The sequence below is a fragment of the Salinimicrobium profundisediminis genome, assembly GCF_026241755.1.
GTDB lineage: Bacteria > Bacteroidota > Bacteroidia > Flavobacteriales > Flavobacteriaceae > Salinimicrobium > Salinimicrobium profundisediminis.
Map to the genome: position 1 here is coordinate 59,621 of NZ_JAPJDA010000012.1, position 16,180 is coordinate 75,800.

At 41.1% G+C, this 16,180-nt stretch carries 8 protein-coding genes; all 8 read left to right on the forward strand.

Features of this window, described 5'->3' with window-relative positions; translation table 11 throughout:
- Positions 1-23: 23 nt before the first annotated feature.
- Positions 24-1,577: a DUF5123 domain-containing protein gene (locus OQ279_RS08640; RefSeq protein ID WP_266069494.1), complete on the forward strand. Its 1,554-nt coding sequence runs from the start codon at positions 24-26 to the stop codon at positions 1,575-1,577.
- A 198-nt stretch (positions 1,578-1,775) separates the two neighbouring features.
- Entirely contained in the window at positions 1,776-6,848 is a 5,073-nt protein-coding gene (locus tag OQ279_RS08645; RefSeq protein ID WP_266069495.1) for a pectinesterase family protein, read from the forward strand.
- Complete coding sequence (locus OQ279_RS08650; protein WP_266069496.1) at positions 6,845-8,695, forward strand: right-handed parallel beta-helix repeat-containing protein; 1,851 nt, start codon at positions 6,845-6,847, stop codon at positions 8,693-8,695. The genes OQ279_RS08645 and OQ279_RS08650 overlap by 4 nt, the downstream gene beginning before the upstream one ends.
- A 203-nt stretch (positions 8,696-8,898) precedes the next feature.
- A complete protein-coding gene (locus OQ279_RS08655; protein ID WP_266069497.1) occupies positions 8,899-11,154 on the forward strand; it encodes a pectinesterase family protein in 2,256 nt (751 codons plus the stop codon).
- A gap of 13 nt (positions 11,155-11,167) precedes the next feature.
- Positions 11,168-12,391 (forward strand): glycoside hydrolase family 88/105 protein, encoded by a 1,224-nt coding sequence (locus OQ279_RS08660; protein ID WP_266069498.1) that lies wholly within the window; start codon positions 11,168-11,170, stop codon positions 12,389-12,391.
- Positions 12,392-12,408: 17 nt separating this feature from the next.
- Complete coding sequence (locus OQ279_RS08665; protein ID WP_266069499.1) at positions 12,409-13,413, forward strand: DUF4861 family protein; 1,005 nt, start codon at positions 12,409-12,411, stop codon at positions 13,411-13,413.
- A gap of 1 nt (position 13,414) precedes the next feature.
- Positions 13,415-15,055: a glycoside hydrolase family 43 protein gene (locus tag OQ279_RS08670; protein WP_266069500.1), complete on the forward strand. Its 1,641-nt coding sequence runs from the start codon at positions 13,415-13,417 to the stop codon at positions 15,053-15,055.
- A gap of 196 nt (positions 15,056-15,251) precedes the next feature.
- On the forward strand, positions 15,252-16,067 hold the full coding sequence (locus OQ279_RS08675; RefSeq protein ID WP_266069501.1) for a rhamnogalacturonan acetylesterase: 816 nt from the start codon (positions 15,252-15,254) through the stop codon (positions 16,065-16,067).
- Positions 16,068-16,180 lie beyond the last annotated feature (113 nt).

Sequence of the window (16,180 nt, forward strand, 5' to 3'; positions counted from 1 at the left end):
GAAACAGAATCAATTTATAAATTATGAAAGTAAAAGATATCTTTAAAAGTCTACTAATAGCTCTCCTGGTTGCAGTTACTATTACGGCCTGTGATTATGATAAAGAGCTAATCGAAGAGCTTCCGGTAAGCCGGGAATTTGCTCCAGTAAATTTAAAGGCGTTCGTAAGGAATCAGGTAAATGTAGAGTTGAACTGGACCCTAAACGGAGATGCAAATAGTTATATAGTGGAGTTTTCTAATGATTCATTACAATTCAACAATATTGTCAAAACAGTTGAGGTGAATGCAGATGAATTACCGTTCCTGGTGCCTTTAGAAAGTGAAACTTTATATTCTGTTAGAGTAAAAGCAATAAGTGAGAGAGGACTTGATGATTCCTCCTGGGCAGTAACTACGGTACGAACTTTAACCGAACAAATCTTTATTGAAGAACAACCCGGTGATTTTCTGGCAAAAGAAGCAACATTTAGATGGGCTCCCGGAAGTGAGATTACCGAAATTAAACTCAGTCCCGGGGATATTACCTATACCATTACAGCAGAGGAAATGGCTAACGGAGTGGCTATAGTGACTGGTCTTACCTCAGAAACTGAGTATACTGCTGTTTTACTTAACGGAAGCCAAATAAGGGGAGTAAAAGAATTTACCACCGGGATTGACATAGGTGATGGCATATTAGTTACTCCAGAAGATGATTTACTGCAAATGATAGCTGATGCAGAAGAAGGTGCCATTCTTGTTCTGGAACCGGGAGATTATACCGAGCAAACAGGTACCATAACTTTGGATAAATCTCTTACCATAAGAGGCTTGAGAAGCTTCGATAAGCCTTTGTTGACTTTGAATTTTGAAATCGTGGGAGGTGCTACAGATGTTGCCTTAATAGATCTTGATTTAAATGGTGGTGAAGGTGCAGCATTACTATCAGATGCAATAAGATATACAGGTGCCGGAAATTTCAATTCCTTATTTATTAGTGGAAGTAATATACATGATTATGGCCGCTCGTTTATTGCTGGAAATGAAACTGGTGCGATTTTACAAACACTTACTGTGGAAAACAGTATTATTTACAACATTTTAACTGCAGGTGGGGATTTTATAGATTTTAGAAGTTCAGATGTTCTGAATGTCCACATTGATGCAAGTACTTTTTATAACGTTGCCCCAGACCGTGATTTTATTAGGATGGATGCCAGTGGAACGTCTAATGAAACTGGTTTAACTGCCAATATCCTTATTGAAAACACCACCATTTACGCCAGTTCTAATAAAGATAGTAGCAGGTTGTTATATGTCCGGTTTGTATCGAATGACGTAACCGTAAGAAATACGTTAATCGTAAATACTGCATCCGAAGGTTATGCCGATAGATCTGGTATTGACGAGTCTCCAAGCTTTAGTAACAATAATTACTTCAATGCTCCAGGATTTTATGATACCTCGCAATATATTTTCGATGATAGTAACTATATGACACTTGATCCAGGTTTTGTTGATCCGTCAACAGGAGATTTTACTGTCACAAATCAAACATTAATAGATAATAACGTGGGTGACCCCCGTTGGAGATAAGATGGTAGGTTAGTTTAGATGCGAAAAAGGGGGTGCGTTGTAATGACGCAAACCCTTTTTTACACTTTACTGAGATAAGAGTATTCAAAAGGATAATCCTTAAACATAAAAAGAAGAGCTACGCGCTTTTAAATTTAAAAGCAGTTAAGAATCCTGACATAGGATAGGATGTATTTTTAATTTTAAATCTTGTAAAGAATGATTAAACAATTACACTTCATATCCCTCTTTCTCTTAATAGGGATTTTTACTGGGTACTCCCAGGAGCAAAATATAGTCACCTATGATTTTACCGATGGGACTATAATAAGTGCTAAACAAAGCCCTGATGGTAAACTAACCCTGGGAGGAGATTACACATTTCACTCAGAGACCTATGGGCTCAATCTCAAAATTGATCAGGAAATAAATGTTTCTGTAGAGGGGAGCGCTACCATACGCTTCATAGGTTCTAAACATTCGGGTCTTAACATGATAGGTACAGATGTGTCTACAGGAGCATCTTTGGGCGAAGTACCAACAAAGGTAGTCAATGACCTTGAGGATACCTATGAATTTACCTATACTGGGCCTGCTACAACTTTAAATTTTAAGACTGTTGCCGGAACAGGTAATGATACCTACCTTCCCGGGTTAGAGGTGGTTACTGAGCAGGCTGTATCAATCCCCTCTGAGGGCCTTACCCAGGTTTGGGATTTTGGTGCATCACAACTTGATGAGTCTCAATATTCAAATATGTTAACTGAAGAGATCATCAATTCATGGTACGATGAATCCATTACGCCAGGAAGCTCAGATAATAAATTACCAGATTTTACTGTTGGTGATCTAAGCTTTACCGGAGGCGGTAGTGACCGATTACGAACTTCTAATACAAATCTGACCCGTTACGATGAAAATATTTCAGATTACGACGAATTTAAGGGAAGGATCTATATAAATTCATCAGGAGCCACAAACCGGTATTTCAGTATAGATCTTAATGAGGATGATGTTGTAACTATATGGACGCTTACTCAAGAAGGTAACGGAAATATCCATTTTGAATATATTTCAGATCCAACCTTGCAAAACGATATCGTAGCTGTTGGAGATGAACTTACTGAATTAAGCTTTACTGCAAAAGCTGCAGGGACCTACCGTATCTATGATGATACAGATAAGCCTAGCTACTTTAGAATAGCGCGTAAAATTGTTACCTATGCTGCACTTAGTGGGAATGTAGATCTAACTGATGCTGCAGGAATTCCCAATAACTACATCATAAATTTCACTAACGAGTCAGGAAAAACCTGGAGTGCTGAAGTTGATGGGGGATCTTATCAGGTAGATTTACCTGTAGGTTTTGAATATAGCATTTCCCTGGAAGGAGCAGAAGGATATGAAATTACTAACGGTACAACTTTAAGTGTCGATGAAAGTACTTCCACTTACAACATTACTGTAGAGGAAATTGGCAGTGGTACATCCAATGGTCTACCAGATGTTTGGGATTTTGGGGCAGCACAACTTGACGAGTCTCAGTACAATAATAAATTAACTGAAGATATTATCAATTCGTGGTATGATGAGTCCATTCCTCCGGGAACTGCAGGCAATGTCTTCCCGGATTTTACTGAAGGTGATTTGAGCTGGGTAGGCGGCGGAAACGACAGGTTACGTACTTCTAATACCAACCTTACCCGATATGATGAAAATGTTTCATCTGAGGAATTTACGGGAAGAGTTTATATTAATTCGAGAGGAGCGCGCGACAGGTACATGAGCCTTGAGCTTAGTGAAGATGATGAAGTGACACTTTGGGTTCTTGGTCAGGATGGAGTTGGTCAACTTCATTTTGAATATGTTGCAGATCCAGACCTACAGGACGATGTTGTAAGTGTGGGCGGTGAACCCATGGAGGTAAACTTTGTTGCAAAAGCCAGCGGAACCTACAATATCTATGACGCGGCCGATAAACCAAGCTATTTTAGAATTATAAGAACTCCGGCTATTTACGCCAGCCTCAATGGGAATGTAGATCTTTCATCCGCATCAGGGATTCCTGTTGATTATTCTATAACTTTTACAAATAGCGCTGGAAAAAAATGGAATGTCATACCAACAGATGGAACTTACCAAGTAAAATTACCGGTAGGTTATGAATATAATCTATCTCTCGAAGGAGCCAATGGTTATATTATTTCCAATGGTAGCAGCCTGGAGGTAACTGAAAGCACTACATCTTACGACATAACTATCCAAAAAGTAGAGCTTTTTACTGTTTCTGGATCGGTGATTGGTCTGGGAGAAAATATCTCAGATCTGGCTCTTACTTTTACTCCAGATCCAGATGCCAATAGTATTTATGTTCCTCAGCCTATGCTTGATGTTGATGCTGAAGCCTATTCTGTACAGTTGCAACCAAATATTGAATATACTATAGAGGCAGATGGAGTGAACGATTTTCACATCCCCGATAATACCGTTCAAATTACTGGAGCAACAACTACAGATGTTGTTTTTAAACCAAAACCATTACAGAATGTAACAATCGAAACTAATGGATTAACTGAGGCTCAAAAAGGGGATTTAACGTTAACCTTTACAAATATTAATGAACCAGATTACTTATATACTTTCTCAGATATAAATTCTGTAGCTCTAAGAGACGGGGTTTATGAGGTAAATGTATCTGGTTTGGAAGCATATCCACTAGAACTTTCCCTTACTTCTTATTTGACTGTGGATGGAGAAGCAGTAACCAAAACGCTTGACTTTGAAAGTGTTTCAAATTGGACTTTTGACGATACAAATATTACTGTTGAAACAGAATATTATAAGGGTCTAATTTTTACAGGAAATATTAAAAATGAGCAGGCCAAAGGCCATTTGTCTGCAGGAAGCGAAGGCACAATTTCGGTTCCCATGCAGCCCGGACAGAAAATGGTGGTTACTTTTTATTATGCTGCCGACTTTACCATTGACGGCGGTGATGCAATAACCACCAGCAGTGGCAGTACTTCACAAATGGAGTATGTTACCTATACTTATCCGGGTACCGAAGCAGGAATGGCTGAGATCACATTTAATGCTACTTCCTATATTACCAATATTGAGGTAATAGATGTGGTGGCTTATTCTGAAGTAATTACAGTAGGAAAAGATAAAGATTATCAAACCATAAATGCTGCTCTCGTTGCAATTTCAAGGATGGCCAGGCCTAATGATGAACGTGTAACGGTTCTTATAGATTCAGGAAATTACGAGGAAATGGTAGTAATTAAGGAAGATAATATTACTCTAAAGAACGCCGCATCCATTCCAAGTATTGAATTGACAAATGAAGGTGTAGGTATTGCAGATAACGCCGTTCGTATCACCTCCTATTATGGTTATGGTTACAACTATTATAGCCAGGGAACTGATAATAAATGGAGCGAAGATGCGCTGGAGGTTAATAAAGCCAATGGAAGTCAACCATACAATAACGTTTCAGGAACTACTAATGGTTCTTACTGGAATGCTACTTTAGTGGTTGCAGCAGACGGTTTTATTGCTGAAGATCTAATTATCGAAAATTCCTTCAACCAGTATATCTCTCAAAAAGAATCTGAAGACGTAGTGGTAATGGTTAGCGGTAACAGAGGTGAACGTCCTACCGATTATGGCAATACCAGCGTGCAGGATCGAAGCTTTGTTGAACGTGCCGCGGCAATAGGGATTGCGAGTGGCTCAGACAAGATCATTCTTGACAAATGTCGAATCGTGGGAAGACAGGATTCCTTCTACGGAGGGTCTGATTCCAGGGTGGTGATCTATAAAGGAGCTATGATGGGTGCTGTAGATTACATTTTTGGCGGAATGACCGCTGTTTTCTACAAATCTGACCTGGTTCTTAATACAAGTGATGTAAGTAGTGATGCTGCTTATATTACTGCTGCGCAACAAGACGGAGGAAGAGGGTTCCTTATGTACGAAACTAATATTATTTCAACAATACCAGGTGTAAATACAGCTTCAAATCAGGGTTCCAAACCTGGCTTTTTTGGAAGGCCATGGCAGGCACACACCAGCGAAGTTGTTTTCTATAATACCAATATTGCCGTTTCTACTTATCCAGGTTTTGAAGGAAAGTCTTTGATCGAACCAGAAGGCTGGAAAAGCTCCCTTGGAGGTGAATCTGAAAAAATGTACGAATACGGAACAGTCGAAGCTTCCGGAGAAAATCACATGGACGATCGTGTGTCGTGGTCTACAGTACTCGATTCCCCAGTGCTTAATGATGACACCGAGATCAAACCTTTTAATTTCACTAAAGGGAATGATGGCTGGGACCCGTTACCAAACCTAATAGCGACTGATGATTCTGATAATGATGGGATACTTGATGTGGATGACAATTGCGTATTCACACCAAATGCCGACCAGGCCGATTCTGATGGTGACGGGATTGGAGATGTATGTGATGATAGTGACGGCGACGGACTTGTAGATAGTGAGGATAGCTGTCCTAATTCTACTGAAGGAGCGATCGTTGATGTTTTTGGATGTGAAGTCTTCAATTTGCCATCAGATAATTTCAACATAGCTGTGCATGATGTGAGCTGTAATGGAAACGGAGACGGGTTTGTATCCATCACTGCCAAAGATCGAAATTATACCTATAATGTTTCATTATCTGGTGCAGGTACAGGTTCTGCTACACTTTCATCTTCTAACAACTTTTCAGCAAAGATTGAAAATTTAGCTGCGGGTAGTTATGATATCTGTATGACTGTTGATGGACAGGATGGGTATGAGCAGTGTTTTAAAATAACAGTAGAAGGACCAACTCCTTTAGAAGCTTATTCTTCGGTAGATTATGCGGCTAATACCGTGACCTTATCATTAGATGGGGCCAATCTTTACACAATTGAACATAACGGGAATATCACGACCACATCACAATCTCAAGTAACCTTAGATCTTAAGCCAGGCACGAATAAACTTGCTGTCTACACAGATTCTGGCTGTCAGGGAATATTTTATGATGAGGTATTAATGTCTGAAGAGGTTGTACTGTTTCCAAACCCAACCCGGGGAGATCTTAAGGTCTATATCAATGGGTTAGATCCCAATATACATGTTTCCCTGCTTGACCTTAATGGAAAGGAATACTTCTCAGGAAGAATGGGAATTCCTGTAGATAGATTGCTTCCACTCAACCTTACCAACTACAGGGAAGGTGTGTATTTCCTTCAATTGAAATCCGCCACGGTAAGTCAAACTATTAAAGTGATTAAATTATGAAAAACATAAAAAATATATCCTGTATAAAAATGTTCTTCATTATTCTGCTGGGCACTATAACAGTTTCCTGTTCAGAAGATGATGATGCCGAAATAATTTCTGCTACACCTCCCGGAAAGGCCGAACTGGTTATGCCGCAAAATAATACAGAATGTGAAGTAGGAGACGTTATTGCGAATATGGCCGAAGTAGCTTTTGAATGGAATGAAGCTATTGATGCAGAAAGGTATGATCTTTTAATTACCAATCTGGTAACGCAGGAAGTAACACAGCGACCTAACCTTACCTCGACCTCACTTGTAGTTAGACTCGAAAGAGGTTATCCATATTCATGGAGTGTGGTGGCAAAAAATGCGGGAGAAGAGACTACCAGTTCAGATCCTCATAAATTTTATGTTGCGGGTGAGGCAGGATCTAATAATGCACCTTTTCCGGCTACATTAGTTTCACCTGCTTCCGGGGTAACGGTATCTCCTGTTGATGGTAAGGTTACTTTAACCTGGGAAGCTGCTTCCGCAGATATTGATGGAGATCCTCTTACCTATACATTATTTGCTGATGAGGTTGATGGCAACCAGGAACCATCTGAAGAATGGAAAGGACTTACAGTTTCTACCATAGATGTTGAAGTAGAACCCAATACTGTCTACTACTGGCGTATTGAAACCAGAGATGGAAAGAATAGCGCTTTAAGTAACACCTACTCATTCCGTACCGGAGATAATACTTCCTCAATAGACGGTAAAGTGGTTTCTACATCACAGGAAATTCTGGATGCAATTTCAGTGGCCATTCCCGGTGAAAATATATACATCCGTGGAGGTGATTATACCTTCGATGCTACCATAGAAATAAACACGAGTGGTAGTGCGGGTAATATGATCTCATTGTTGGCTCATCCCGGTGATGACACCAGGCCAAAATTCGATTTTTCTTCAATGGCTGAAAATTCTTCCAATAGAGGTATAGAGTTGAAGGCAAATTACTGGCACATCAAAGGCATTGATGTTACTAAGGCAGGAGACAATGGAATGCAGATAACAGGAAGCAACAACCTTGTTGAGTTCTGTACTTTTTCTGAATGTGCAGATACAGGGCTTCAGTTGAACAGTGGTGCTGCGAACAATACTATACTTAATTGTGACTCTTTCTTCAATGCAGATTCTACACTAGAAAATGCGGACGGATTTGCCAGCAAATTAGATGTAGGTACCGGTAATAAATTCGTGGGATGTAGGGCGTGGCAAAACCTTGATGATGGTTGGGACGGTTATTTAAGAAATGCAGATAATGTCACTACTATTCATGAAGATTGCTGGTCAATCCAAAATGGATATCTCAAAGATGGTTCTGTAAGCGGTGGTGACGGAAACGGCTTTAAAACGGGTGGTAGTGATAACAAAGATTTGAAGCATAATGCGATTTACATAAGGTCTATTGCTGTAGGAAATAGGTATGATGGCTTTGACCACAACAGTAATAGAGGAGAGGTGACACTTTACAATTGCTCTGCTTATGATAACGGAACCAATTATGGTTTTGGCAGTACAAATCCACTTGAAAAGTTAACAATTAAGAATAGTAATGTTCTTGGGGAAGTCGGCAGCATCAATGCGACTACTCTTGATGTGACCAATAACAGTTGGATGGAGGGAGTTGAATCTTCTGTAAATGATTTTGTGAGTATAGATTATTCTGAATTAACAGGTCCCAGGAAGCCTGACGGTAGCCTCCCCGACGTTAGTTTTTTCCATTTAGAATCAGACAGTGATTTGATTGACGCAGGAGTGGATGTAGGCTTACCTTACAATGGTGCTGCACCAGATCTTGGAGCTTTTGAATTCTAAATAATTCTAATGATTAGAAAAAGAATATTTATTTAAAAACATAAGTTTAGAAATCTACTCTACTAGGCACTATTAACCGGGTTTTTATAATCCGGTTGATTTTGCCTAATTAAATTTATGGTAGAAGGAGTCTTGAAGACGGAACGAAAGCCTTTAAGATCCAATATTATTAGAAAACTTTTAAAGAGAAAAAAATAAAAAATATGCGCAATTGCCTGGAGAAAATAAAATTTTTAATTGCAGCTATACTGGTAGGCTTGCCCTTACAGGCACAGCAACTGGCTTTTCCTTCAGCAGAGGGCTTTGGAAGGTATGCAACCGGTGGCCGGGGCGGCATTGTTTACACCGTTACAAACCTAAATGATGATGGAGAAGGAAGTCTTAGAAAAGGCATTTTAAAGGATGGTCCTCGTACTATTGTTTTCGCAGTTTCAGGCACTATAGAACTCGAAAGGCCATTAGATATCAACAAAGGCAATCTTACCATTGCCGGGCAGACTGCGCCGGGAGATGGCATTACCATTAAGGGCTATCCTGTGGCAGTAAAAGATGATAATGTCATCATTAGATACATGCGCTTTAGGATGGGCGACAAACAAGGCATTGCCGATGATTCCTTTAAAGGACGGGGTGTCAAAAATGTCATTTTAGACCACTGTTCTGTAAGCTGGGCCACAGATGAAAATGCCTCTTTCTACCAGAATAAGGACTTTACGATGCAGTGGTGTATCATTTCTGAAGCGCTTAACAGTTCTGTGCATTCCAAAGGAGATCACGGTTACGGCGGAATCTGGGGTGGCGAAAATGTCTCTTTTCATCATAATTTAATTGCCAGCAACCACAGCAGAAACCCTCGTTTCAGTGGCTCAAAAACTACTGAAAATCTTGATGGGGAATTTGTGGACTTCAGAAATAATGTGATCTACAACTGGGAAGATAACAGCATTTACGGCGGTGAAAACGGCCGTTATAATATTGTAAATAACTATTTCAAACCGGGTCCGGCTACCGAAGATGAGGAGAGGATCGTAGAGCCGTATGATCCCTACGGAAAGTTCTATGTAAATGGAAATTATGTTGAAGGTTCAGAAAAGGTGACAGAGAACAACTGGAATGGCGGAGTGCAGGGAGATGATCCTGAAGCAGCACGTGTCAATGATCCTTTTGATTATAATAATAATGTTGACACCCAAAACGCACGTACAGCCTTTGACCTGGTGATGAAAAAGGCAGGTGCCAGTTTAAAAAGAGATGCGGTTGATATCAGGATTATCAACGAAACCAGAAGCGGAAAAGCCACCTACGGCAACGGAATCATTGACTCACAGGAACAGGTGGGCGGCTGGCCAAAATTAAGAAGTGGAACAGCACCCAAAGATACAGATGAAGATGGAATGCCCGATGCCTGGGAAAAAGCCAAGGGTATTGACGCTACTAAAGAAAATGCCAATGGGCATGATCTCGATAACGGCTATACAAACCTCGAAGTTTATTTAAATGAACTTGTTGATAAAGAAACCGAAACTGCAGCCGTTAATTCCGCTACTTATGATTTTATAGTTTCAGCCGATGATTCCGGGGATTTTAAGACTGTGCAGCAAGCAATAAATGCGGTGCCCGATTTTAGAAAAGCACGGACAAGAATTTTTATTAAATCAGGGGTTTATAAAGAGAAGTTAGTACTTCCTGCTTCAAAAACTAACGTCACTTTTATAGGAGAAGACAAAGTTTCCACCATACTTACTTACGATGATTTTGCGCAAAAGCTTAATGTTTTTGGAGAGGAAGTAGGAACTACCGGTTCCACTTCCTTCTTTGTCTTTGGAGATGGTTTTCACGCTACCAATATCACCTTTAAAAACAGCGCCGGACCTAAAGGACAGGCTGTGGTAGTAAGAGTGGATGCTGATAAAGCCATTTTTGACAACTGTAAATTTTTAGGTTTCCAGGATACACTTTATCCGCACGGCAGGAACAGTAGGCAATACTACCGCGACTGCTATATTGAAGGTACGACAGATTTCATTTTTGGGTGGTCTACCGCAGTGTTTGAGAATTGCGAGATCTACTCCAAAGAAGGCGGCCATTACATCACTGCGGCTTCAACTGAAAAGGGTGCGAAGTATGGTTTTGTTTTTCTGAATTGCACGCTCACCGGTGATGCACCAAAAGGAACTGTTTACCTGGGACGGCCCTGGAGACCTTTTGCTCAGACAGTTTTTATAAACACAAAGATGGGTGAGCATATTAAAAAAGAAGGCTGGCATAACTGGAATAAGCCACATGCCGAAGAAACGGTTCTTTATGCAGAATACAACAATTCAGGTCCGGGATGGGCACCTTCAGAAAGAGTTGAATGGGCGGTACTACTTACCTCAGAATTATCAAAAAAATACACTGTAGAACACATTTTTGGAGGGACAGACGCCTGGAACCCTTCAGAAGTTTTAAACTTTTAAATTCCATAGAAAAATGATCAAATCCCTAAAATCGAGCATTTATTTACTCCTTCTGTTTATTGCATTCACCTCTTGTAAGGGAACTGAAGAAGAAACTGCCGCTACAGAAGCAACCCCAGTAAAAGAGGAACATAAATATTCCACCTGGATGGCCGATTCAGAAATTAAGAGAAATCCTGAAGGCTGGACACTTGATTTCAATGAAAAGCCAAAATGGGAATACACTCACGGGCTTATCATGACTTCAATGGAAAAGCTTTATAAGGTTACTGGCGACGAAAAGTATCTCAATTATATCAAGAATTTTGCTGAATTTATGGTGAATGAGGAGGGCGAGATCAAAACCTACAAACAGTCAGATTATAATATTGACCGGGTACAGGGAGGCAGGTTCCTTATTGGTCTTTATAAAGAAACAGGTGACGAGAAATATCACAAAGCTGTGGAAATGTTGAGGGAGCAGATGAGAGAACACCCACGTACTTCTGAAGGTGGCTTCTGGCACAAAAAGATCTATCCTTATCAAATGTGGCTGGATGGCCTTTACATGGGTTCTCCATTTCTTGTCCGCTACGCTGCGGAGTTTAATGAGCCGGAATTATTTGATGATGTCGCCAACCAGTTTGCACTGGTAAACAAATACCATTACAGTGAAGATTCTGGACTTTTCCACCATGCCTGGGATGAAAGTAAAGAACAACGCTGGGCAGATCCTGAAACCGGGCTTTCCTCAAATTACTGGGGAAGAAGTATAGGCTGGTTTGCTATGGCTGTAGTTGATGTACTTGATTTTCTTCCGCAGGACCATCCCAAAAGAGATGAAATTGTGGATATCGCTCAAAAACTGGCCGAAGGTATCGTTCGTTATCAGGATGAAACCGGGGTTTGGTATCAGGTAGTAGATCAGGGGGAAAGGGAAGGAAATTACCTGGAAGCTTCAGCATCCAGTATGTTCGCCTATTTCCTGCTTAAAGGAGTGGACGAGGGATATCTTGACCCCAAGTTCCGTGAAGCAGGAGTTAAAGCCTATGAAGGAATTCTGGAGCAGTTCATTGAAGAAAATGAAGACGGTACCATCAGCCTTACAGATGTCAACGGGGTTGCAGGTCTCGGGGGCGATCCCTACCGCGATGGTTCTTACGAATACTACATCAATGAAATCATTAGAGACAACGATCCAAAAGGAGTGGGGCCATTTATTCTTGCCTCACTTCAATATGAAGACCTTGAACAATAATCATGAAGAATACTAATATGAAGTCACTAACAAAATATTTAATCCTTTCACTCATTATTGCAGCAACAGCCTGCAAAAACAAGGATGACAAGAAGCAGCGTTTAATCCCTGAAGACACCAAAACTTCTCAGCCTCAAACTTATGCCGAGATCTCGGTGAAAAAGGACGGACAATGGGAAGGTCGAGAATACAGGGGCGGCACTTTCGAAAATGTGCAGGAACTTACCCTTCCCCCGGAACATACAGATCACTCTTACTACATTAGGTATGAAGGTCCGGGCTGGGAGAATGCACAAGTGGGATATAGATTATATCTGGACTGGAGAAACGCTATAGATATCTTCGGAAAGAAAACTGACACTATGGTGCTGCCACAAGTGGGTCAGGACGGTTTCGATTCTTACCACGAAGAAGCTGCCTGGGGGATGGATATCCTAAAAGCCGGGAAATCTCTGGGAATTGGGAGCTACGGCCGCTTTATGAATGATACTGTAGCACACTTCAGAAACGTAGGTAACACTCATGCGCAGGTTTCTAATACTGAAGGTTCTTCAGAAGTTAAGATCGAATATTCAGATTGGGCAACCGGAACAGATACGGTGGATCTTACTACCACCCTCACTATTTTTCCTGAAGGAAGATATACAAAAGCAACTTTAGATCTTTCTGAACCTCTGGAAGGCTTAACTACAGGAATCGTAAAATTTGAAAATATTGAACTGCTTCAGAAGCAAGGTGAAGGAGGAGAGTGGACATACATCGCTACCTATGGAAACCAGACGCTTGTGAATGATCAGGATAAACTGGGGATGGCGCTATTCTATAAGAAAGCTGATGTAAAAGAAGTCAAAGAAGGTCCGCATGATCACCTCGTAATCTTCAATGAAACCGCAGAACCTGTAACTTATTATTTCCTTGCAGCCTGGGAGCAGGAACCGAATGGAATCACCACAAAAGAAGGATTTTTAGCTGAAATTGATGAGCATTTAAACAATCTTGAGGAATCCGGACAATTAGAATAACATGAAAAGACTTAAAAATTTAGCAGCAGTTTTGGTTCTTTTAGTTTTTGGAGGGATAACTATGAATGCTCAAAACAGCGAAAATTTTAAGTCAGATGTATGGGTAGCCGATCAGGGAGATGGTACTTATAAAAATCCCATTCTGCATGCAGATTATTCCGATCCCGATGTAGTGAGAGTGGGCAGCGATTTTTATATGACATCCTCGTCTTTCAATTCGGCACCGGCCTTGCCAATTCTACATTCTAAAGATCTGGTGAACTGGAAACTTATTGGCCATGCTTTGGATCGCCAGGTGCCCGACGAACATTTTAGCAAGCCCCAGCATGGAAATGGTGTGTGGGCGCCGGCTTTTCGATATCATGAAGGGGAATATTACATCTACTGGGGAGATCCCGACTTCGGCATTTACATGGTTAAAACCAAAGATCCTGCGGGGGAATGGGAAGAACCTGTTCTTGTGGAAGCAGGTAAAGGGCTTATTGATCCTGCACCACTTTGGGACGAAGATGGAAAAGCCTATTTATCGCATGCCTTTGCGGGCAGCCGTGCCGGAATAAAGAGTATTCTCGTGGTCAAACCACTGAATTGGGAAGGAACAAAAACTACCGGCGCCGGAAAGATCGTTTTTGATGGGCATGAAGATCATCCTACAGTCGAAGGAACCAAGTTTTACAAAAAGGACGGCTATTACTACATTTTTGCACCTGCCGGAGGAGTTTCTACAGGATGGCAGTTGATTCTGCGGTCTAAAAACCCTTACGGTCCTTACGAGGAGCATGTTTCTTTGGCTCAGGGAAATACCGATATCAACGGGCCTCACCAGGGAGCATGGGTCGAGCTGGAGAACGGCGAGGACTGGTTTATCCATTTTCAGGATAAAGAAGCCTACGGTCGTATAGTCCACCTACAGCCTATGACCTGGAAGAATGGCTGGCCTACAATGGGAGAGGATAAAGACGGAGACGGTACAGGAGAACCTGTAATGTCTTTCAGGAAACCCAATGTGGGTAAGATTTATCCTATTCAAACTCCCAAAGATTCAGATGAATTTAGTGGAAATGATATAGGTCTTCAATGGCAGTGGCAGGCAAATCCTAACGCGACCTGGGCCTTTGCCAATCCTGCAAAAGATCAGTTACGCTTTTATACGCAATTACTTCCTGAGGCTGCAAAAAACCTGTGGGATTCCCCGGGCCTGTTGTTGCAAAAATTTCCGGCTGAAGAATTTACTTCCACTACCAAACTAACCTTTAATCCAAATAAGAACCTTGAAAATGAAAAAGCAGGGCTAATCGTGATGGGAAGATCTTATGCCTATGTGGCTTTGGAAAGTAGAAAAGACGGAATCTATGTTGTTTATGCTGAAGCTGAAAAGGCCGATGAAGGTAATCTAGAGCAAAAGGAACAGCTAAAAAAGCTTTCTGCCAACACGGCCTTTCTGAGAGTTGAAGTGGATAAAAAGGCGCAGTGTACTTTCAGTTATAGTGAAGACGGAAAAAAATACATTGAGATAGATGAAGATTTCTCCGCAAGAGAAGGAAAATGGGTAGGTGCGAAAATCGGCATTTTTGCCACCAAAGAGCAGAAAACCAATGATTCCGGTTATGCCGATTTCGATTGGTTCAGGTTTTCAAAATAAGCTTCAGTATAAACCCCAAAAAGGGTATTTTGACAATGAATTGTTTTTCAGAAAAAATAATGCAACGATTAGTGTCCCCTGATAAACCTCTTAAAAATGGCATTTTTGAGAGGTATGATTTCAGTTAGGGGCAACTAAGATCCGGAAGCAAAAATTGTTTCCGGAAATTTCGGCAACCGTTCAATAATTAGATAGAATGATCATAAAACCTTATTATTTAATACTCTTACTGCTTTTTCTGCTGCCCGGCCAACAGGAAGAGATGGTGAAAATTTACCTCATCGGCGACTCCACCATGGCCGACTATAGCAACAACTATGATCCCGGTAAAGATTATATGAAAACCAGGTATCCTCTTACGGGCTGGGGGCAGGTGTTTCAGGAAAAAATGACTCCTGAGCACTTGCAGGATTTAAATCACATCCTAAAAACAGATACTGTAGTGGTTGATGACCGTGCTCGTGGAGGTCGCAGTACCCGTACATTCTTTGAAGAAGGCAGATGGGCTTCGGTTTATGAGGATCTTAAAAAAGGCGATTTAGTATTGATGCAATTCGGGCACAATGATGCCGCTGAAAATAAGCCGAAGCGTTACGTAACTGTTGAAGGCTATAAGGAGTACCTGCGCCTGTTTGTTCACCAGACCCGTCAAAAAGGGGGAATTCCCGTGATTCTGACTCCCGTAAACCGCAATTACCCGTGGGAAGACGGCAAGCTCCAAAATGTACATGGGGAGTATTACTCGGCAGCTGTTGAAGTGGCAGAAGAGCTCAAGGTCTATCTTATCGATCTCACTCAAAGGTCTATGGATCATTTTACTGAAAAAGGTAAAGATTACGTCACGGCTAAATATTTTATGAACTTTGGTCCAGGCTTATACGAAGCTTATCCTGAAGGCAGCAGTGACAATACGCATTTTCAACCCGAAGGAGCCAGGGCTGTGGCACAGTTGGTCTACGAGGGGATGGTAGACTTTCAGAAACAAAAGCAAATAAAAGAGTCTCAAAAATGACATTTTTGAGAGGAAATATTTTTATTCCGTTCTGTAGGATTTTAACGATTGGGAAAACCTTTTCGCCGAAAAAATTCTATATTTGTGTAATCGATTGCATAAATGCGAAAGCC